Genomic DNA, 19,930 nt, shown 5'->3' with positions numbered 1-19,930 from the left:
CGTGAGCCTGCGCAAGATCCTCGACAACTACGAGCATCACTTTCAGGACGGCGGACGTTTCCAGAAGTTCTATCCCTTGTATGAGGCGGTAGACACCTTTTTATATTCACCCGGTTCCGTCACCCGGACCAATGCTCATGTCCGGGACGGCATCGACCTCAAGCGCATCATGATCACTGTCTGGATGGCGGTGTTCCCGGCCATGCTTTGGGGGATGTACAACCTCGGCTACCAGGCCAACGATATCCTTGCCCAGACCGGTGGGGCCGTGGACGGCTGGCGCGGCGCGATTATCGGCGCCGTTGGCGGCTATGACCCCGCCAGTGTCTGGGATTGCTTTGTTTTCGGTGCGCTTTATTTCCTGCCGATCTACCTGGTCTCTTTTCTGGTTGGCGGCTTCTGGGAAGTGCTTTTCGCGATCAAGCGCGGCCACGAGGTCAACGAGGGTTTCTTTGTCACCTCTATTCTGTTTGCCTTGATCTGCCCGCCGGACCTGCCCCTGTGGCAGGCGGCCATGGGCATCAGCTTCGGCGTGGTGATCGGCAAGGAGGTCTTCGGCGGCACCGGCAAGAACTTCCTTAACCCCGCGCTTACGGGGCGTGCATTCCTCTACTTCGCCTACCCGGCGCAGCTCTCCGGCGACGCTGTTTGGACCGCCGTGGACGGTTACACCGGCGCGACGCCGCTCAGCGTAGTGGCTTCCCAGGGCATGACGGGATTGCAGGATAGTTACAGCTGGATGCAGGCCTTCGTTGGCGCAATTCCGGGCTCCATCGGCGAGACCTCCACGCTGGCCATTCTCCTGGGCGGCGCCTGGCTGCTGGCGACCCGGATCGCCTCCTGGCGTATCGTCGCCGGCGTGTTTCTCGGCATGTTCCTGTTCTCGAGCTTTCTGAACCTTGTCGGTTCCGATAGCAACCCGGCCTTCTCCATGCCCTGGTACTGGCATCTGGTGGTCGGTGGCTTCGCCTTCGGCATGTTCTTTATGGCCACAGACCCGGTCTCCGCAGCCATGACCAACACCGGCCGCTGGTGCTTCGGCCTGCTTATCGGCTTCATGACGGTGCTGATCCGCGTGATCAACCCGGCCTTCCCGGAGGGCATCATGCTGGCGATCCTGTTCGCCAACCTGTTTGCGCCGATCATGGATCACTTCGTTATAGAAGCCAACATCAAGCGGAGGCTTGCCCGTGTCTAGCAACGACTCCATCAAAAAAATCGTCACGGTCGCCTTTGCGCTCTGCATCGTCTGCTCCATCGTCGTCTCCACTGCAGCGGTGATCCTGAAGCCGGCGCAGGAGGCGAACAAGGACCTCGACCGCAAGCGCAACATCCTGGCGGCCGCGGGCATGCTCGAGGAAGGCAGGACCGTTGAGGAGATGTTCGAGCGCATCGATACGCGCTACGTCGACCTGCGCACCGGCGAATTCGCCGAGGACGTACCCGCTGGCTACAATCAGCGTGCCGCGAGCAAGATGCCGAAGCTCTCGACGGACCTCCAGGAGGATCCGGCCAAGATCGGCCGTCGCGCGGACTATGCGGAGGTCTACCTGGTGCAGGCAACGGGCGGCGGACTGGACAAGGTTATCCTGCCTGTCCATGGTTATGGCCTGTGGTCTACGCTTTACGGTTTCATCGCCCTCGAGTCCGACGTCAACACCGTCGCCGGACTGGGTTTCTACGAGCACGGGGAGACTCCCGGGCTCGGCGGTGAAGTGGATAACCCGCGCTGGAAGTCCCAGTGGCCGGGCAAGCAGGTCTACCGCGACGGCGAAGCCGCCATAGCGCTAGCCAAAGGGGCCGTTGATCGGGAGAGCCCCAGTGCGCCCTGGCGCGTCGACGGACTCTCCGGCGCCACGCTTACGGCCCGCGGCGTGACCAACCTCGTCCAGTTCTGGCTGGGCGAACAGGGCTTCAAGCCTTTCCTCGACAACCTGAAGACGGGAGACGCCTGACATGCAGAACGTCAAGGAAGCACTGACCACACCGATTTTCCGGAACAACCCGATCGCACTGCAGATCCTCGGCATCTGCAGTGCGCTCGCTGTCACCTCATCGCTGAAGGTGACCGTGGTCATGTGCATCGCTCTGACCGCCGTGACCGCGTTCTCCAACCTGTTCATCTCGGCAATCCGCCACCATATCCCGGGCAGCATCCGCATTATTGTGCAGATGACAATCATTGCCTCGCTGGTGATTCTTGTAGACGAGATTCTCAAGGCCGTGGCCTATGACATCAGTAAGCAGCTGTCGGTCTTTGTCGGTCTTATCATCACCAACTGTATTGTGATGGGCCGGGCCGAGGCCTTCGCTATGAAGAACCCGCCGCTGCCGAGCTTCTTTGACGGTGTGGGCAACGGGCTGGGTTACTCGGTAGTCCTGCTGGCGGTCGCCGTGGTGCGCGAGCTGTTCGGCTCCGGAAAGCTCTATGGCATCGAGATTCTGCCGCTGGCCACGGAGGGTGGCTGGTATGTGCCAAACGGCCTGCTCCTGCTGCCGCCCAGTGCCTTCTTCCTGATCGGCCTGTTTATCTGGGCCCTGCGCAGCTGGGACGCGAAGCAGGTGGAGGAGCCCGATTTCCGCCTGGCGCCGCACACGCCCGCCGAGGAGACCGCGTGATGGAGTACTATCTGAGCCTGTTCGTTCGAGCGATCTTCATTGAAAACATGGCCCTGGCTTTTTTCCTGGGCATGTGCACCTTCCTGGCCGTTTCCAAGAAAGTGCAGGCGGCTCTTGGCCTCGGCATTGCGGTCATCGTGGTGCTCACCATCACCGTTCCGGTGAACAACCTCATCTACAACTACCTGCTTGCCGATGGCGCGCTGGCCTGGGCCGGCCTTCCGGCGATGGATCTGTCCTTCCTCGGGCTGCTGTCCTATATCGGCGTCATTGCCGCTATCGTGCAGATTCTCGAAATGTTCCTCGACCGCTATGTGCCTGCGCTCTACAACGCCCTGGGCGTGTTCCTGCCACTGATTACGGTGAACTGCGCCATCCTCGGTGCGTCCCTGTTCATGGTCGAAAGGGACTACAATTTCGGTGAGAGCGTGGTCTTCGGCGCCGGTGCCGGCGTTGGCTGGGCCCTGGCCATTGTGGCCCTCGCAGGCATTCGCGAGAAGCTCAAGTACAGCGATGTTCCGGATGGCCTCCAGGGCCTTGGCATCACTTTTATTACCGTCGGACTCATGTCCCTCGGCTTCATGTCCTTTGGCGGTATCGACATCTAGGGATCTGACAGCATGGATTTGACTATCGTTTACGGCGTCGGGATGTTCACGGCCATCGTGCTGGCGCTGGTCATGGTGATTCTTTTCGCTCGTTCGCGGCTGGTGGCCTCGGGCACCGTGAATATCGAGATCAACGGCGAGAAAACCATCACCGTCCCCGCCGGCGGCAAGCTCTTGCAGACCCTGGCCGACGAGGATGTCTTTCTCGCCTCAGCCTGCGGCGGTGGCGGCACCTGCGCCCAGTGCAAGTGCATCATCAATGAAGGGGGCGGCGCCATGCTGCCGACGGAGGAGTCGCACTTCACTCGCCGGGAGGCCAACGAGGGCTGGCGCCTGTCCTGCCAGACCGCGGTCAAGCAGGATATGAAGATCCAGGTGCCCGAAGAGGTCTTCGGCGTCAAGCAATGGGAGTGCACTGTCGAGAGCAACCCCAACGTTGCCACCTTTATCAAGGAGCTGACGCTGAAGCTGCCAGAGGGCGAGAGCGTGGACTTCCGCGCCGGCGGTTATGTGCAGCTCGAGTGCCCGCCGCACCATGTCAAGTTCAGCGACTTCGATATCGATCAGGAATACCGGGGTGACTGGGAGCGCTTTGGGTTCTTCAACCTCGAGTCGAAGTGCAGCGACACAACGATCCGCGCCTACTCCATGGCCAATTATCCGGAAGAGAAGGGTGTGGTGAAGTTCAATATTCGCATCGCCACGCCTCCCCCCGGCAGTGAGGGTATTCCGCCGGGCATCATGTCTTCCTGGGTCTTCAATCTGAAGGAGGGCGACAAGGTGAAGGTGTACGGTCCCTTTGGCGAGTTTTTTGCCAAGGACACCGAAGCTGAAATGATCTTCATCGGCGGCGGTGCCGGTATGGCGCCAATGCGATCCCATCTCTTTGATCAGCTCAAGCGCCTCAACAGCAAGCGCAAGATTACTTTCTGGTACGGCGCCCGCTCCCTCCGCGAGATGTTTTACGTCGAGGACTTTGACGGCCTTGCGGCCGAGAACGAGAACTTCGACTGGCATGTGGCCCTCTCGGACCCGCAACCGGAAGACAACTGGGAAGGCCTCACGGGGTTCATCCACAACGTTCTCTTCGAGGAGTACCTCAAGAACCATCCGGCACCGGAGGACTGCGAGTACTACATGTGCGGTCCGCCGATGATGAATGCAGCCTGTATCCAGATGCTTACGGACCTCGGTGTTGAGCCCGAGAATATTCTGCTCGACGACTTCGGCGGCTGATGCTGGCCCGGTTCATGGAAAGCCACCGCGTTCTGCGGTGGCTTTTTTTTGGCTCACCGTGGATGTCCGGGCCAGTGGCGTTCCGCCGCGCTCAACCAGCCCGCAGGCGTGCAAATGCGGTCTATCTTGCGGCGCTGCTGACGCTTCTCGCTGCCTGCAGCAGCGAGCCGCGGGATCTGCGCCTGGAAGGCCGGACCATGGGTACCAGCTGGCATGTCACTGTGCCCGGCGGCGCCGCGGCCGAAAGCGCGCTAACGGCAGGCATCGAGTCCGAGCTGGAGGCAATCAACGACAGCATGTCCACCTGGCGGGAAGACTCGGAGATCAGCCGTTTCAACCGGCTGCCGCCCGGTGAGGCGATGACCATCTCGCCGCGTTTCGCCGCAGTGCTCGCGGGGGCCCTTGCCATCGGCGACGCCAGCGCCGGCGCCTACGATGTCACCGTCGGACCGCTGGTGGACCTCTGGGGCTTCGGGCCTGACGGCCCTGGCAAGGGCATACCGGCGGCCGCTTCGCTTGCGGAAACTCGGGCCCGCGTCGGCCAGAAGAAGCTGGACTGGGATCCGGAAGCTCGCCGCCTCGCCAAGCGCGGGCCCGTCGCCCTGGATTTTTCCTCCATCGCCAAGGGCTATGCGGTCGACCGCGTCGCGGAACTTCTTGCCGGGCGAGGTTTTGCTGATTACCTCGTCGAGATCGGTGGCGAGATGCGGGTGGCTGGCCGCAGCCCTCGCGGTGATGCCTGGCGCGTTGCCGTGGAGCGACCAGAAGCCGGTGGCCGGAGCATAGCGCGGGGTCTTGCTCTGTTCGACGCCGGTATTGCGACCTCCGGTGACTACCGCAACTTCTTCACCGTCAATGGCGTGCGCTACTCGCACATGATCGATCCCCGCACGGGGACGCCCGTGACCCATGACGTTGTGTCTGTTACGGTGATTCATGAGTCGTGTATGCTCGCCGACGGCTGGGCTACGGCGCTTGCGGTGCTCGGCCGGGAAGCGGCGCTGCGAGTGGCTACCGAGGCGGGCCTTGCAGTATATTTACTCGCGCGCCAGGGCGAGGGGTTCAGAGAATACAACACGCCCGCTTTTGCACCGTACCTGGCCGATGAAACCGGCCAAGGATAGGAGAGACCAATGCTCGTTTTCGTGCTGACGGTAGTCATCATGGGCTCGGTGATCACCGCCATGGCCGTCGGAGTGCTCGCCGGCCGGGAACCCATCAAAGGCTCCTGCGGCGGTCTTGGCGCCGTAGGTATCAATCAGTCCTGCGAGATCTGCGGCGGCGATCCGGCGCGCTGCGACGAGGACAAGGACGACAGCGGAGAGGGCGTCAGGACGTCTTTCTACGACGCCGCGGAGCGTTGATCGCCGGTGGGCTACCCAGCCTTAATCGGGCTCCGCTACAGTTTCAGCCGCCAGCGTAATCGCTTTACCGCCCTCGTCAGTCTCGTATCCATGCTCGGCATGGTCATCGGTGTTGCAAGTCTTATCGTGGTTCTCTCTGTCATGAACGGCTTCTCCGGTGAACTCCGGGGCCGGATCCTCGCCCTGGTACCGCACGGCTATCTGGTCTTTGATGGCGCCGAGGCGGCCGCGGATTGGGAGGCCCTGGCCAGCAGCGTGCGCCGGGACCCGGACGTCCTCGGGGTCGCCCCGTACCTGCGTGAGAAGGCCCTGCTGGGCGCTGGCCGCGGCCAGCGCGGGGTGCAGCTGACCGGTATCGATACGGCCCTTGAGGGGACGGTGTCCCGCATGCCGTCGACCCTGGTCGCGGGGCGCCTGGACGCCCTCGAGGAAGCGCCTTTTCGCGTTGTGCTGGGCGCTACCCTCGCCCGCATGCTGGGCGTTGGGCTGGGCGATAAGGTCCGCGTGACCCTGCCGCGCTTCACCGCCACCCCCCTGGGTCTGTTTCCCCGCAGCCGGCAGCTGGAAGTGGTTGGCCTCTTTCGGGTCGGTGCCGAACAGGATGCGGAGCTGGCCTACGTATCCCTGGCGACGGCGCGTCGCCTCCTCGGTGGCAGCGATGCTCCGAACGGCCTTATGCTTCGCACGACAGACCTCTTCGAGGCGCCGGCAGTGCTCGATCGACTGGTCACGTCGCTGCCGGCGGGCGTCCGGGCCGTGGCCTGGAGTGAGAGCCAGGGGTCTCTGTTTCGCGCCGTACGTATGGAAAAGTTCACCGTGAGTCTGCTGTTGCTGAGCGTGGTCGCCGTTGCCGCTTTCAACATTGTTGCAACGCTCGTCATGTCCGTGGCGGAGAAACGGCAGGATATCGCCGTGCTGCGATCCCTGGGCGCTGATCCGGCCGCCATCCTGCGGCTCTTCGTCATTCATGGCGTTGTTCTGGCCTGCCTCGGCGTCGCCGCCGGGGCGGTGCTCGGGGTGACGCTGGCGCTGTCGGTCGACCGTCTTGCCGCTGCCTTGGAGGGCCTGCTGCAGGCGAGGCTCTTTGATCCGGCGGTCTATTTCATCACCGGGCTGCCGGCGGAACTGCGCTGGTCCGACGTGGGGGCGGTTGTTGGGGCCTCCCTCGGCCTCGGCCTCGTGGCGACCCTCTATCCGGCCTGGCGTGCCTCACGGGTGGCTCCGGCGGAGGCGCTTCGCTATGGCTGAGCCGGTACTGCGCTGTCGCGGCCTGGGCAAGGTCTACCGGGATGGCAGCCGCGAAGTGGAAGTACTGCGCAACGTCGAACTTACGCTCGACGCGGGGGAGCGTCTGGCTATCGTTGGCGCCAGCGGTAGCGGCAAATCCACGCTCCTCAATCTCCTTGGTGGCCTCGATCCGCCGAGCAGCGGCAGCGTCGAAGTCGCCGGGCAGTCCGTCGACGGGATGTCGGAAAAGGCACGCTGCCGCTGGCGTAACAGGCACCTGGGCTTCGTCTATCAGTTCCATCACCTGCTGGCAGAGTTTGATGCCGCGGAGAATGTTGCCATGCCCCTGCTTATCGGGGGGGTTGCGCGCTCCGAGGCGCTGAAGCGTGCCGGGGAAATGCTCGAGCGCGTCGGTCTGGGCGCCCGCCTTGATCACCGCCCCGCGGCGCTGTCGGGGGGAGAGCGCCAGCGCGTGGCCATTGCCCGGGCGCTGGTGGCTTCCCCGGGCTGCGTACTCATGGACGAGCCAACGGGGAATCTCGACCCGGCGTCCGCGGAACGTGTGCTCGCACTGATCGACGACCTCGGCCGCGAGCAGGCGGCCTTTATTATCGTTACCCATGATCCGGCGATCGCAGCACGCATGCACCGCACGCTGGTGCTTGAAGAGGGCCACCTGGTGGAAATGCATGGGTAGCGTGGAGCTGGCGCGCATCGCCGTGCGTCACACCTTCGCCGCACGCCGGGGCCAGCTTTCCGTATTTATGTCGACGCTGGCGATTATCGGCCTTGTGCTCGCGATCGCACTGCTGCTCACAGTGCTTTCCGTAATGAATGGCTTTGACCGGGAGATGCGCGAGCGGATTCTGTCCCTGGTGCCCCATATTATCGTGCATGCGGCGCTCGGAGATCGCGATCCCGCCACCCTTGCAGCGACGCTGCGGGAGCACCCGGCGGTGCTCGCCGCCACCCCTTTTGTGGCCTTTGAGGGGCTCGCCCTGGCTGAGGGTTCTGTCGAGGCTGTCGCCGGGCTTGGTCTGGAGCCCGCGGCGCTGGCGGAGTTCGCTGCACTTGGCCTCGACGGCAGCGCCGTCGGTGGTGAGGGCCTCTACCTCGGCGCGGCCGTGGCACGGCGCCTGGGTGCCGTACCGGGCACATCAATCACGCTGCTCGTCCCGGCCCGGGACGGCGAGGGGCCCCCGGAGACAGCTGCCTACCCGCTGGTGGGTATTATCGCCACGGGTACGGAGCTGGACGAGGGCCTCGCTGCGCTGCCTCTGCCGGCGGCCTCGGACCTCGCTGGTCTGCATGGCAGCGCCAGTGGCCTGCGTCTGCATACGATCGACCTCTTCGACGTCGCGCGGGTCCGCCAGGAACTGCTACCGCTGCTGCCTCCCGGTTACTATCTGACGGACTGGACCCTGACTCACGGCAACCTTTACGAGGCCATCCAGCTGTCGCGGCGGCTGATCACCGTGCTGCTTCTGTCGATCATCGCGGTGGCGGCCTTCAACGTGGTGTCGTCGCTGGTGCTGGTGGTCATGGACAAGCGCGGCAGCATTGCCATTCTGCGTACTCTGGGCGCGACGCCGACCCAGGTCGGCGTGCTGTTCCTGATGCAGGGGGGCATGATCGGGGTGACCGGGGTTGTTCTCGGCGGTGCCCTCGGGCTCCTCGCCAGCCTCGCCGTGCCCTGGCTCGTAGCTGCCCTTGAGGGGGCTTTGGGCGTCAGTTTGCTGGCTACCGACGTCTATCCGGTGTCCTTCATTCCCTCCGATGTGCGTGTCTCGGACTTTGCGGTGGTAGCGGCCACAGCGCTCTTCATGTGCTTGTGCGCTGCCTGCTATCCTGCGCTTCGCGCTGCCCGACTTGCCCCTGCCGCCGTGCTCCAGGCCGACCATTAGCCAGGGCACGCGCCAGCTTGCGGCGCCGCCACTGCAGACCGACGCGCCAACGCCAGAGGGTGTTGATGACGAAATAGCCAAGGCTCCCTGCGAATAGCCCGAGCAGCAGACAGCCGAGGAGGAGCGGCTGCCATAGCGCACTGAACTCGCTGCTCAGCCAGCTCCAGCTGAAGCTGAACGCCGGCATCCCCGGCGGCACGCCGAGGGCGAGGGCGCCCAGCCGATAGGCAAGGTAGACGATTGCCGGCGCCGTCAGCGGGTTGGTGATCCACACCAGGCCGACGCTGAGCGGCAGGTTGCAGCGCAGACGGATGGCGGCCAGGGCCGCGATGAGCATCTGGCCGGGCACCGGCAGGAAGGCCACAAAAGGGCCCACAAAAAAGGCCATGGAGGCCGAGTAGCGGTTGATGTGCCAGAGGTTGCCGTTGTAAACGCTCTCGCCGAAGCGGTCCAGGGCCCCCCAGCGTCGAAGCCGGGCCGGGGAGGGGGTGAGCTGTTTAAGCGTTTTCTTGGGCATATCCGGCCTGGCTGCTGCAGACGTGGCATCGGGCCTGGCAGCTGTGATTCAGTGGTCATTTTAACGCTTACTGCCTGCGACCGCTGTGCCTTTTCTCCTTGCGCTGCACCGTTCTGCAGCGGCAGTCACGCCTGCCGACCGCCGGCTTATCGCTTTCGCGGTTGGTGTACTGCTCCTCTCGCTGGCGCCGGCCCTCCCGACGAGCCCGCTGTGGCCGCTGCTCCTGCCGGTGATCCTGCTGTTGTGGCGCCAAGGTCCCCCGGTGCTGCTTGCGGCCGTCCTCGGCCTGGCCCTTGCCTGCCTCCATGGGCAGGCAGTGCTAGCCCAGCGTCTGCCGACTGCCTGCGATGGACAGCATGCCGCGCTGACCGGGTTGATCGACGATCTGCCGCAGCGCCGTCTGTTACCCGACGGCAGCTGGCAGCAGCGAGTACGCCTGCGCGTCGAGGCCATCGGCAACGAGGTCTGCCGTGGTCCGCGGCGGGTATCTTTGGCCTACTACGGCGATGAACTCCTGGCCCCCGGAGAGCGCTGGCGCTTTCTGGCCCGGCTGCGGCTGCCCTGGGGCGAGGCCAACCCGGGCAGCGGCATCCGGCAGGACTACTTTGCCCGCGCTGGTCTGCACGCAAGCGCCAGCGCGGGTCGCGGGGACGGCGAGCGTCTCGCTGCTGCGGGGCGACGGGCGCCATTTCACCAGGCCCGGGCGGCGCTGCTGCGGGGGCTGGACGAGGCCGTAGGCGATTCCCGGGCCGCAGGCATCCTGGCGGCGCTGCTGGTGGGCGATCGGAGTGGCCTCGATGATGCAGCCTGGCGGCTCCTGCGCGCCTTCGGCGTGGTGCACCTGGTCGTTATTTCCGGTCTGCACGTCTCTTTGGTTGCCGGTTTCGGTTTTGTCCTCGGTGGTCTGCTGGCCCGCTGTGCCGCGGTGGCCGGCTGGGGCGGGGCCTGGTCCTCGCTGCGCCCCTGCAGTGCGCTTCTGGCCGCTTCGGCCTATGCAGGGCTTGCGGGCTTCAGTCTGCCGACGCAACGCGCCCTTATCATGCTGCTCTGCGTTTGCCTGGCACTCAGCCTCGGTCGCCCGGCGCGCAGCGGCCGCAATCTTCTGCTGGCCGCGGTACTGGTGCTTGCCGCCAATCCCCTGGCCGCCGTGGGCAGCAGCTTCTGGCTCAGCTTCCTGGCCGTTGCGTGGCTACTCTGGTTCGCTCGCCGATATCGGGGGCTGTCGCGGTGGCGCATGGCTCTCCTCGTGCACGGCTTTATGGCGCTGGCCATGGCGCCGCTCACGGCCTGGTGGTTCGGCGGCACGTCCCTTGCGTCGGCGCCCGCGAACTTTCTGCTTGTGCCGCTGGTCGGAGCGGTGCTGGTACCGCTGTCGCTCTTCGCCGCGCTCTGCTGGCCCTTGCTGCCCGGCGTCGCCGAGGGTTGCTGGCAACTCGCCGCAGCACTGATCGTGCCGCTGCTCGCCAGCGGGGAGGCCCTCAGGGCGCACTGGGGTGAGTTACTCTACCTGCAGACCACCAGCGGCGCCGTCGAGAGCCTCCTCGCCGTGGCCGGCACGCTGCTTCTCTTTGGCGCACGCCGCCGTTCGCTGCGCCTCGCCGGCATCGTCGGTGTACTACCCTTGTTGCTTCCGGATAGCGCCGTTCCTGCGTCAACACCGGAACTGACCGTGCTCGACGTGGGGCAGGGGACGGCGGTGGTCTACCGCAGTGGCGAGCGCACGCTCGTTTATGACACCGGCGGCGGTGATCCAGCGGGCGCCAATGCGGCTCGCCGCGTGCTGTTGCCTTTCCTGCGCAAGACGGGGGTACGGCGTATCGACACGCTCGTGGTCAGCCACCCGGATCGCGACCACAGTGCCGGTACCGCGGCTGTCCTGGAGGCGCTGCCGGTGGGGGAGCTGCTTCTGGGCCAGCCCCTGCCCGGTATATCCCGCGGCCGCCGCTGCCGCGCCGGCGCGAGCTGGCAGTGGCCTGACGGCACCGTGTTCCGCATGCTAAGCGCCGCGCCTGGCGAGCGTTTGGGGCGCAATGATGCCTCCTGCGTCCTGCGCATCGATGTGCGCGGTCGTCGCTTCCTGCTCACCGGCGATATCAGCCGCCGGCGCGAGCGTCATCTGGTGCGCTACTGGCGGGAGGCCCTGCGCGCCGACTGGTTGCTGGTCGCCCATCACGGCTCTGCGACCTCGAGCGGGGCGCCCTTTCTGCGCGCCGTTAAGCCCCGCTGGGCGGCGCTGACCTTCGGTCGTGCCAACGCCTTCGGCCATCCCGCAGCGGGTGTGCTTGCCCGGTTCTGCCGGCGCGATACGCGCCTGCACGGTACAGCGGCAGGTGGCGCGCTGCGCTACCGTGTCGCGGATGACGGCACTCTCTCAATCGCCCGCTACCGGGACCGGCATCGCCGTTACTGGCGTCAGGCGCCATCGCTGACGCCGCTCGGCTGCCATGCGTATAATCCATCGAAGTCCGGGCCTGAGGAGTAGCGTGTGCTGGAACTGGTCGTAGCCGGCGGTTGGTTGATGATCGTCATTCTGCTCTGTTCGGTAGCCGCGCTGGCGATCTGCATCGAGCGCCTCTATGCCCTTAACCCGCGGCGAGTCTCGCCACCGGAGCTGTCGGCCTCTGTGTGGGAAAAGCTGCGCCACGGTCAGCTGGGCAGCGAGCAACTTCGCAGCCTTCGCCAATCCTCACCCCTGGGGCGCATCCTCGCCGCCGGCCTCGCCAACGCCCATCACGGACGCGAGGTAATGAAGGACAGCATCGAGGAAGCCGCCGGGCACGTGGTGCATGAACTTGAGCGCTATCTGAATACCCTGGGCACTATCGCTGCCATCGCGCCGCTCCTGGGCCTGCTCGGTACGGTGGTCGGCATGATCAAGGTGTTTTCGGAAATCATGGTGCAGGGTACGGGCAACGCCAGCGCCCTCGCCGGTGGCATCTCCGAGGCGCTGGTGACCACGGCGGCGGGGCTCAGCATCGCTATTCCTGCGCTGGCGATGCATCGCTTTTTCACAGGGCGGGTAGACGAGATCGTGCTCGGCCTCGAGCAGGAATCCATCCGCTTTGTCGATGCCCTGCACGCGCGCGAGGGTACGGAGACCGGGCCGTGAAATTCCGCCGCCGGCAGCGGGAGGAGCCGGGGGTCAACCTGACACCGCTTATCGACGTGGTGTTCCTGCTCCTGATCTTCTTTATGGTCTCGACGACTTTTACCCGGGAGACCCGCCTGCTTGTGGATCTGCCCGAGGCCAATGCCGCACCGGCAACGCAGGCGCCGCGACAAATCGAGCTGCTTGTGGACGAGGCGGGTGCCTACCGGGTCAACGGCGAAGCGCTGGTGGACCGTCGCGTTCGCACTATCCAGGCTGCGCTCTATGAATACTCCCGGGGTGATACGACGATGCCGCTGCTTATCTCCGCAGATGCCGACAGCAGCCACGCGGCCGTGGTGCGGGCCATGGATGCCGCGGGGCAGATGGGCTTTTCCCGCCTGAGTATTGCCACCCTTCGGCCTCCGCCCGGCGCCGGCTAGCGTTATCAAGCCCTCCGCGGAAGCGGTAGAATGCGCGGCGGCGATCTACCGCAGCACCAATCCGGGGTCGCCCGCGCGTCCTCGCCGAGCAGGAGTCTGAACCATGGCCTTTATTGTTGTTATCCCGGCGCGCTATGCCTCTACACGCCTTCCCGGCAAGCCCCTGGCCATGATCGGTGACCGACCCATGCTTCAGCACGTATGGGACCAGGCCGCCGCCAGCGGTGCCGACCGGGTGGTGATTGCCACCGATGATGAGCGAGTCCGCGATGCAGCGGCGCTCTGGGGGGCAGAGGCGCTGCTCACCCGGGATGACCATCCTTCCGGGACCGATCGGCTGGCGGAGGTCGCTGCGGCTCTGGAGCTCGACGACGATGCGATCGTTGTCAACGTGCAGGGCGACGAACCGCTACTTCCCCCGGCCGTGATCGATCAGGTGGCAGAAAACCTGCGCCAGCGTCTCTGGGCCTCCGTGGCCACGCTCTGTGAGCCTCTCGCTGCCGGGGAGCAGCTGGACAACCCGAACGTCGTAAAGGTGGTGGCCGACGGCGCCGGCCGCGCGCTCTATTTCAGCCGTGCACCGATTCCCTATCCCCGTGAAGCTGCTGCGGTTGCAGGCAGCCCCTGGCGCCGACATATCGGTTTGTATGCTTATCGAGTGGGTTTCCTCGATCGTTTTGTCACCTGGGCGGTGGCCCCTGCTGAGGCACTGGAGCAGCTCGAGCAGCTACGCGCCCTGCACCACGGTGAGGCCATCCACGTTGCCGAGGCCTGCCTGTCTGTGCCTGGTGGCGTCGATACGCCCGAGGATCTGGATCGTCTGCGGCGCCACTGGGAGACACAGATCGGTGTCCGGCGCGGCTGAGGATCTCACAGCGCTGACCACCCTGCGCCTGCCGGCGCGGGCCACGGCCCGGCGCGACGCCGCCGACCTGCCGGCGCTGCGCGAGGCGCTTCTCTTTGCCCGGGAAAGCGGGCTGCCTGTGATCGTGCTCGGCGCCGGCAGCAACGTGGTCTTCGCCGGTGACGTGGAGGCGCTGGTGCTGCGCTACACCGCAACCGGCCGGGAAGTGCTCGCCGAGGACGCGGAGAGCGTGACCCTGCGCGTTGCGGCGGGCGAGGGCTGGCACGCGCTGGTGCGCTGGTGCCTCGCACAGGGCTACTACGGACTTGAGAATCTCGCACTCATTCCCGGTACTGTCGGCGCGGCACCGATCCAGAACATCGGCGCCTATGGCGTGGAACTCGCGCCTTTTGTGGAGACGGTGCACGCTGTGTGTATTGAGGACGGCCGGGAGCTGGCCCTGCACCGGGCGGCTTGCGACTTCGGTTATCGCGACAGCGTCTTCAAGGGCAGGCTTCGCGATGCCGTGATCATCACCGCGGTCGACATCCGCCTGCGGCGGACGGCCGCACCCGTTATCACTTATCCCGCGCTGCGGGAGGCGCTTGCTGCCTCCACCGCGCCGCCGGACCCACGGGCCGTGTTCGACGCGGTGGTGGCGCTACGCCAGGCGCGCCTGCCGGACCCTGCCATAACCCCGAATGCCGGCAGCTTTTTCAAGAACCCCGTGGTGGACACGGCAACCGCGGAAGCGCTCGCTCGTCGCTACCCGTCGATGCCTCAATTCGTGACGGACGGGGGCCGCAAGCTTGCCGCGGGCTGGCTCATAGAGCACTGTGGCTGGCGTGGTGTCGCCGGCGACGGTGTGGCCGTGCATCCCGGCCATGCGCTGGTGCTCGTCAACCGCGACGGTGACGGCCTTGCGCTCCTGGCGCTTGCCGAGCGTATCCGTACCTCGGTCGCAGAGACCTTCGGCTGTCAGCTCGAGATCGAACCGCGGGTGTACGGAGCGGCGCCATGAGTCACTTCGACGCCGACGCCTTTCTCAAGAGTCTGACCACCCGCTGTGGCGTGTACCAGATGTACGGTGTCGATGGCGGGCTGCTTTACGTGGGCAAGGCGCGCAACCTGAAGAACCGGGTGGCGTCCTACTTCCGCAACCGCGGGCTCAACGCCAAGACCGTGGCCCTGGTGTCGCGTATCGCCGACATCCAGGTGACCGTTACCGCCACCGAGGTGGACGCATTGCTCCTCGAGCACAACCTGATCAAGAGCCACCGGCCCCCGTTCAATATCCTGCTCAAGGACGACAAATCCTACCCTTACATCTTCCTGTCGAGCGAGGATCGCTTTCCGCGTCTGACACTGCATCGGGGGGCCAAGCGGCGCAAGGGGCGCTATTTCGGGCCCTACCCGAGTGCGGGTGCGGTCCGGCGGTCGCTGCATTTTCTGCAGAAGGTCTTCAAGGTACGCCAGTGTGAGGACAGCTATTTCAGTAATCGGTCGCGACCCTGCCTGCAGTACCAGATCGACCGCTGCACCGCGCCCTGCGTCGATCTGGTCTCCGAGGCCGCTTACGCAGCACAGGTAGAGAACACCGCGCTGTTTCTCGAGGGCAAGAATCAGGAGCTTATGGTGCGTCTGGCTGACGACATGGAGCAGGCCGCCGCGGCCCTCGCCTACGAGAAGGCGGCGGTGCTGCGGGACCAGCTCCGCCAGCTGCAGCACGTGCAGGCCACCCAGGGTGTAGAGGGGGGTAGCGGCGATCTCGATCTGCTGGCGGCGGTCACCGAGGGTGGGCTCGGCTGCGTGCACGTGCTCTTCGTCCGCGGCGCGCGGGTGCTCGGCAGCCGAACTTTCTACCCGTCGACCAAGCTCGCTGAAACGCGGGAAGGACTGCTCAGCGCTTTTCTGCCGCAATTCTATCTGAGCGAGGGTCGCGCCCTGCCGCCGGAGATCGTGCTCAATGCAGAGCCCGAGGACAGCGACACGCTGGAGACGGCCCTTACCCTGCAAGCGGGGCGGCGCGTGCGCCTGCGCCACCGGGTCCGCGAGGCTCGCGCGCGCTGGCTGCAGATGGCCGAGCAGACAGCGGCGACGAACCTCGCGGCCCACCTCGCCGGGCGCAAGAGTACCCAGGAGCGCCTCCAGGCCCTGCAGGAAGTACTGGAACTCGAGGCCTACCCGCAGCGCATGGAATGTTTCGATATCAGTCACTCCAGTGGTGAGGCCACCGTGGCTTCCTGCGTGGTCTTCGATGAAAACGGTCCGCGCAAGGCCGACTACCGGCGCTTCAACATCGACGGCATCACCCCCGGGGACGACTACGCCGCCATGGAGCAGGCGCTGCGCCGACGTTTCAAGCGCCTGAAAGCAGGGGAGGGGAACGTACCCGATGTCTTGTTCATTGACGGCGGCAAGGGACAGGTGCAGCAGGCACTCGATGTGCTCGCCGAGCTGGAGCTGCAGGGCATTCTGGTCGTCGGCGTCGCGAAGGGCGTGACCCGCAAGGCGGGCTTCGAGACGCTGGTGCTCGGGGCTTCGGGCATCGAACAGAACCTGCCGGCAAACAGCCCGGCGCTGCACCTTATTCAACAGGTGCGCGACGAGGCCCATCGCTTTGCGATCAGTGGTCACCGGGCCCGGCGAGACAAGGCACGGCGCAGCTCGCGCCTTGAGGACATCCCCGGAGTAGGCGCCAAGCGACGGCGTGAATTGCTGCGCCATTTCGGCAGTGCCCGGGGGGTTGCCAACGCCAGCGTCGATGAGTTGAAAAAAACCCAGGGTATCAGTGCTACCATGGCACAGCAGATCTACGACCACCTGCACAGCATGGCGGACTAGAGCGGCCGCTCCACGAATGACGAGATAGCGCTTTGCCGATCAATATTCCCAACGCTCTTACCCTCCTGCGTATCCTCCTGATCCCTGTGCTGGCCGTGGTGTTCTATCTCCCGTTTCAAGGCCATCTGCTGGTCGCGGCTGGCATCTTTACGCTCGCTGCGGTGACCGACTGGTTCGATGGCTACCTGGCGCGGCGTCTCGGGCAGATGACCGCCTTCGGCGCGTTCCTCGACCCTGTGGCAGACAAACTCATGGTCGCTGTGGCCCTGGTGCTGCTGGTGGAGCGTCACGACACACCGCTATTCACCCTGGCGGCCAGCGTTATCATCGGCCGCGAGATCGTGATCTCGGCGTTGCGCGAATGGATGGCTGAGCTCGGCGAGCGAACCTCTGTGGCGGTGTCCTACATCGGCAAGGTGAAGACGGCCTTCCAGATGGTCGCGGTTATCGGTCTGCTTGCTATCGACCCGGCCCGGGACGGCACCTGGCTCCTCGGCCTCTGCTACGTCCTTCTCTATACGGCGGCGGTATTTACGCTCTGGTCCATGGTCGCCTACCTTCGCGCCGCGGCCCATGTGATACGTGCCCGCGAAGGCATCTCTTGACTGGCGGGCGTCAGGGCATACAATTGGCCCCCTCGTCACAGCGGCGAGCACAGTGGCGGCCTTTGCGTCGCTCCAGGTGCGGGAATAGCTCAGTTGGTAGAGCGCAACCTTGTTAAGGTTGCAGGGGGGGCGCCCAGCCTCGCCGGTACCGGCGACCAGCCTACGGTCGGTACGAAGACAGACAGTGCGGGAATAGCTCAGTTGGTAGAGCGCAACCTTGCCAAGGTTGAGGTCGCCGGTTCGAACCCGGTTTCCCGCTCCAACATCCCCAGGCTCGGTGGCAGAGTGGTTATGCAGCGGATTGCAAATCCGTCAACGCCGGTTCGATTCCGACCCGAGCCTCCATACTTCCGGTAGCATGCCGCCGGACCCGCCTCGGGCGGGTTTGTGCACCTTCGCCGATTGCGGAGTTGGCTCTGGGCGCGCAGCCCTTGCAAGCCCTGGCTTTTCATCGAATCATGCCGGGCAAAGCAATAACGACGAGGCTGCGCGCCATGCATAAGAACCCGCCCCCGAAGATTGATCTTTCCGATGAAGCGGTTGTCCAGTGCCCCTATGCGACTTATCAGATCCTGCACCGGCAGGGCGGTACCGGCGTCGATCCTGCCATCGGCACGGCGGTCGGGGGCTATCAGGACCTGATGGCGCTGGCGCGGGATACGGCGACTTTCTCCTCGAGTATTACCCAGGACGGGCAGGGGCCGCGGCACATGGGCGTGGGCAGCGAGCCGGTGCAGCCCGATGTGGAGGCGATCTTCGAGAACGCCCATCCGATGGTCAATGCCCTGTTCACCGCCGATCCACCGGTACACACCCGACACCGAAAGCTCCTCAGCAAGGCGCTGAGTCCCGGGCGGGTGCGGGCCCTCGAGCCGCACATCCGGACCGTGGCCAGGGAGCTTGCCGAAGGCTTCCGGGCGCAGGGCAGGCTGGACCTTTTTCGCGATTTTGCCGTGCCGCTGCCGGTGACGGTGATCGCCGATGTGCTGGGAGTTGACCGCGCCGATCTGTGGACCTTCAAGGAATGGGGCGACTTGATGATCTCCGGCAACATCGATGTTCTCGATCACGCGCAGCGTCGGCGTGTCGCCGAGGCGGTAGTGGCCTTCCATCGCTACTTTATTCCGCGTATCGAAGCGCGCCGCGCCCGGCCTACGGATGACCTGCTCAGTGAAATGGTGAATGCGCGCGAAGCCGATGAACCGCCGCTGAGCACGGAAGAGCTGCTGCCTATTATCGACCAGGTGCTGCTTGCCGGGCATGAGACCACGACCAACCTCATCGGTAATGGCGTGCTTGTGCTCCTCGAACGGCCGGAGCTACTGGCACGCCTTCGCGAGAACGCTGACCTGATCGAGCCCTTCGTCGAAGAAGTGCTGCGCTGGGATCCCCCGATCCAATGCACCTATCGCCGGGCCACCCGGGAAGCGGAACTCGGGGGTGCCCCAATTACCCCTGGCGCCATGGTCGTCCCCCTGTGGGCGGCCGCGGGCTACGACCCGTCGGTCTTCCCTGAGCCCGAACGCTTCGATCCTGAACGCCCCAACGTGCGCAAGCACATGGGTTTCGGCTACGGGCCACACTTCTGCGCCGGCGCGGAGCTCGCCCGGCTGGAGGCCCGCATAGCCTTCGATACCCTGCTCGCGAACTGTGACGTCCTGGCGCTGGATGAGGCGGAGAGTGACCTGCGCCGGCTGCCGAGTTTCGCCTCGCAGGGTTACCGGCGCATCGTGCTGCGCTTCAGCGCAGGCGGCGCTACGGGCGGCGGGTAAGCCGACGGCGATAGGACCTACACCGTGGCGAAGGGCAGCGTTACGTCGATACCCAGCAGGGCCAGGGCAATCCCCAGCAGGAACCCGGCGGGAAAGCTGAGGACTCGGGTCAGGGGCTTCCTTTCCTTCGTCCCGGGCTTGTTCGCCGGGCGGATACCGATCGTGAACAACCGGTCCAGCAGCTTGTCGGAGGCCAGCACGATCAGGATCATCGCAACCGCGAACACCGTCATGATTATGGCCATGACCCAGGCCCCGGATAGCAGCAGCTGCGCCAGTCCTGTCGCGGCCGAACCCAACAGGGTGCCGATGAAAAGGTTGATCATCGAGTGAAACCAGTCATCGGCCCGCATGGCGCGACGCGGTGCCAGGGTGCTTGTCTGTTCCATCGGTGATCGACTCCCGGTGCAGTTGAGCCCCGGTTCCGTGACGGTCCTTGGCGGGGGACAGCTTAGCGCTCTGCGGCGGCGTGTACACCCCCGGTGTCCCGCCCTACCATGTTGAGCCCGCCCAAGGAGAGAGCCCAATGACCACCGCAACGCCCCCTTCTGATAGCGCTCCCTGCGGCAGGCTTGCCGAGCCGCTGACTCTGCCCTGCGGCGCCACGCTCCCCAACCGCCTCGCCAAGGCGGCCATGACCGAGGGTCTGGCAACGGCCGACGGCATCGCCACGGACGCGCTCTGCCGGCTCTACCGGACCTGGGCCGAGGGCGGGGCGGGGCTGTTGATCACCGGCAACGTGATTGTTGACCGGGACCACCTCGAGCGCCCCGGAAACGTGGTGCTCCACGGCGCCCCCGGCGACGCCCAGCAGGCGGCCCTGGCGCGCTGGGCCGAGGCGGCGACTGGCGCGGGCAAC

Annotated in this window: 20 protein-coding genes, 2 tRNA genes and 1 pseudogene; 21 read left to right on the top strand and 2 right to left on the bottom strand. The window is 65.3% G+C overall.

Annotated elements, in window-relative coordinates; genetic code table 11:
• Nucleotide 1 precedes the first annotated feature (1 nt).
• The 10 genes from HRUBRA_RS11395 to HRUBRA_RS11350 all read left to right on the top strand — a co-directional run bounded on the left by HRUBRA_RS11395 (nt 2) and on the right by HRUBRA_RS11350 (nt 8,958).
• Nucleotides 2-1,198, top strand: coding sequence for an NADH:ubiquinone reductase (Na(+)-transporting) subunit B (locus HRUBRA_RS11395; RefSeq protein WP_035517307.1), 1,197 nt, complete (start codon nt 2-4; stop codon nt 1,196-1,198).
• The gene (locus tag HRUBRA_RS11390) at nt 1,191-1,955 is read left to right on the top strand and encodes a Na(+)-translocating NADH-quinone reductase subunit C (protein ID WP_035517305.1); all 765 of its coding nucleotides are present in this window, start codon (nt 1,191-1,193) and stop codon (nt 1,953-1,955) included. Before HRUBRA_RS11395 ends, HRUBRA_RS11390 begins: the two co-directional genes overlap by 8 nt.
• Before the next feature lies 1 nt (nt 1,956).
• Nucleotides 1,957-2,619 (top strand): NADH:ubiquinone reductase (Na(+)-transporting) subunit D, encoded by a 663-nt coding sequence (locus tag HRUBRA_RS11385; protein ID WP_035517303.1) that lies wholly within the window; start codon nt 1,957-1,959, stop codon nt 2,617-2,619.
• Nucleotides 2,619-3,227, top strand: a complete 609-nt coding sequence (gene nqrE, locus HRUBRA_RS11380; RefSeq protein WP_035517300.1) for an NADH:ubiquinone reductase (Na(+)-transporting) subunit E — start codon at nt 2,619-2,621, stop codon at nt 3,225-3,227. Before HRUBRA_RS11385 ends, nqrE begins: the two co-directional genes overlap by 1 nt.
• Before the next feature lie 12 nt (nt 3,228-3,239).
• A complete protein-coding gene (gene nqrF / locus HRUBRA_RS11375) occupies nt 3,240-4,463 on the top strand; it encodes an NADH:ubiquinone reductase (Na(+)-transporting) subunit F (protein WP_035517298.1) in 1,224 nt (407 codons plus the stop codon).
• Between the two features lie 74 nt (nt 4,464-4,537).
• Entirely contained in the window at nt 4,538-5,587 is a 1,050-nt protein-coding gene (locus tag HRUBRA_RS11370; protein ID WP_201771592.1) for an FAD:protein FMN transferase, read from the top strand.
• Between the two features lie 9 nt (nt 5,588-5,596).
• Entirely contained in the window at nt 5,597-5,827 is a 231-nt protein-coding gene (gene nqrM, locus HRUBRA_RS11365) for a (Na+)-NQR maturation NqrM (protein ID WP_035517295.1), read from the top strand.
• Between the two features lie 6 nt (nt 5,828-5,833).
• Nucleotides 5,834-7,075 (top strand): lipoprotein-releasing ABC transporter permease subunit, encoded by a 1,242-nt coding sequence (locus HRUBRA_RS11360; RefSeq protein ID WP_035517294.1) that lies wholly within the window; start codon nt 5,834-5,836, stop codon nt 7,073-7,075.
• Complete coding sequence (locus tag HRUBRA_RS11355) at nt 7,068-7,751, top strand: ABC transporter ATP-binding protein (protein ID WP_035517292.1); 684 nt, start codon at nt 7,068-7,070, stop codon at nt 7,749-7,751. The genes HRUBRA_RS11360 and HRUBRA_RS11355 overlap by 8 nt, the downstream gene beginning before the upstream one ends.
• Nucleotides 7,744-8,958 carry an FtsX-like permease family protein gene (locus tag HRUBRA_RS11350; protein WP_035517290.1) on the top strand — a complete coding sequence of 405 codons (1,215 nt, stop codon included), beginning with the start codon at nt 7,744-7,746 and terminating at the stop codon, nt 8,956-8,958. Before HRUBRA_RS11355 ends, HRUBRA_RS11350 begins: the two co-directional genes overlap by 8 nt.
• Here the strand turns inward: HRUBRA_RS11350 and HRUBRA_RS11345 are convergent.
• Nucleotides 8,876-9,475 carry a DUF2062 domain-containing protein gene (locus tag HRUBRA_RS11345; protein ID WP_035517288.1) on the bottom strand — a complete coding sequence of 200 codons (600 nt, stop codon included), beginning with the start codon at nt 9,473-9,475 and terminating at the stop codon, nt 8,876-8,878. The genes HRUBRA_RS11350 and HRUBRA_RS11345 overlap by 83 nt on opposite strands.
• An 85-nt stretch (nt 9,476-9,560) precedes the next feature.
• On the opposite strand from HRUBRA_RS11345, the gene HRUBRA_RS11330 reads away from it, so the two are divergent.
• The 10 genes from HRUBRA_RS11330 to HRUBRA_RS11280 all read left to right on the top strand — a co-directional run bounded on the left by HRUBRA_RS11330 (nt 9,561) and on the right by HRUBRA_RS11280 (nt 19,071).
• Nucleotides 9,561-11,957 (top strand): DNA internalization-related competence protein ComEC/Rec2, encoded by a 2,397-nt coding sequence (locus HRUBRA_RS11330; protein ID WP_052094749.1) that lies wholly within the window; start codon nt 9,561-9,563, stop codon nt 11,955-11,957.
• Nucleotides 11,958-11,960: 3 nt separating this feature from the next.
• The gene (locus tag HRUBRA_RS11325) at nt 11,961-12,584 is read left to right on the top strand and encodes a MotA/TolQ/ExbB proton channel family protein (RefSeq protein WP_035517278.1); all 624 of its coding nucleotides are present in this window, start codon (nt 11,961-11,963) and stop codon (nt 12,582-12,584) included.
• Nucleotides 12,581-13,006 (top strand): ExbD/TolR family protein, encoded by a 426-nt coding sequence (locus tag HRUBRA_RS11320; protein ID WP_035517276.1) that lies wholly within the window; start codon nt 12,581-12,583, stop codon nt 13,004-13,006. Before HRUBRA_RS11325 ends, HRUBRA_RS11320 begins: the two co-directional genes overlap by 4 nt.
• A 103-nt stretch (nt 13,007-13,109) precedes the next feature.
• Complete coding sequence (gene kdsB, locus HRUBRA_RS11315; RefSeq protein ID WP_035517274.1) at nt 13,110-13,871, top strand: 3-deoxy-manno-octulosonate cytidylyltransferase; 762 nt, start codon at nt 13,110-13,112, stop codon at nt 13,869-13,871.
• Nucleotides 13,855-14,871 carry a UDP-N-acetylmuramate dehydrogenase gene (gene murB / locus HRUBRA_RS11310; protein ID WP_035517272.1) on the top strand — a complete coding sequence of 339 codons (1,017 nt, stop codon included), beginning with the start codon at nt 13,855-13,857 and terminating at the stop codon, nt 14,869-14,871. Before kdsB ends, murB begins: the two co-directional genes overlap by 17 nt.
• On the top strand, nt 14,868-16,694 hold the full coding sequence (uvrC, locus tag HRUBRA_RS11305) for an excinuclease ABC subunit UvrC (RefSeq protein ID WP_035517270.1): 1,827 nt from the start codon (nt 14,868-14,870) through the stop codon (nt 16,692-16,694). The genes murB and uvrC overlap by 4 nt, the downstream gene beginning before the upstream one ends.
• A 38-nt stretch (nt 16,695-16,732) precedes the next feature.
• Nucleotides 16,733-17,299, top strand: coding sequence for a CDP-diacylglycerol--glycerol-3-phosphate 3-phosphatidyltransferase (pgsA, locus tag HRUBRA_RS11300; protein WP_035517336.1), 567 nt, complete (start codon nt 16,733-16,735; stop codon nt 17,297-17,299).
• 186 nt (nt 17,300-17,485) lie between these two features.
• Nucleotides 17,486-17,561, top strand: a tRNA-Gly gene (locus HRUBRA_RS11290).
• 9 nt (nt 17,562-17,570) lie between these two features.
• Nucleotides 17,571-17,644: transfer RNA gene (locus HRUBRA_RS11285), tRNA-Cys, on the top strand.
• Between the two features lie 149 nt (nt 17,645-17,793).
• Nucleotides 17,794-19,071, top strand: a complete 1,278-nt coding sequence (locus HRUBRA_RS11280; protein WP_052094747.1) for a cytochrome P450 — start codon at nt 17,794-17,796, stop codon at nt 19,069-19,071.
• 17 nt (nt 19,072-19,088) lie between these two features.
• Here the strand turns inward: HRUBRA_RS11280 and HRUBRA_RS11275 are convergent, their stop codons facing one another.
• A complete protein-coding gene (locus HRUBRA_RS11275) occupies nt 19,089-19,460 on the bottom strand; it encodes a hypothetical protein (RefSeq protein WP_035517268.1) in 372 nt (123 codons plus the stop codon).
• A gap of 137 nt (nt 19,461-19,597) precedes the next feature.
• Here HRUBRA_RS11275 and HRUBRA_RS11270 point away from each other — a divergent pair.
• Nucleotides 19,598-19,930: pseudogene (locus tag HRUBRA_RS11270) on the top strand (NADH:flavin oxidoreductase); the annotation flags it as partial.

This window comes from Pseudohaliea rubra DSM 19751 (assembly GCF_000764025.1).
Classification (GTDB): domain Bacteria; phylum Pseudomonadota; class Gammaproteobacteria; order Pseudomonadales; family Halieaceae; genus Pseudohaliea; species Pseudohaliea rubra.
The sequence above is the reverse complement of the archived record's forward strand: the minus strand, read 5'-3'. Positions and strand labels throughout refer to the sequence as shown.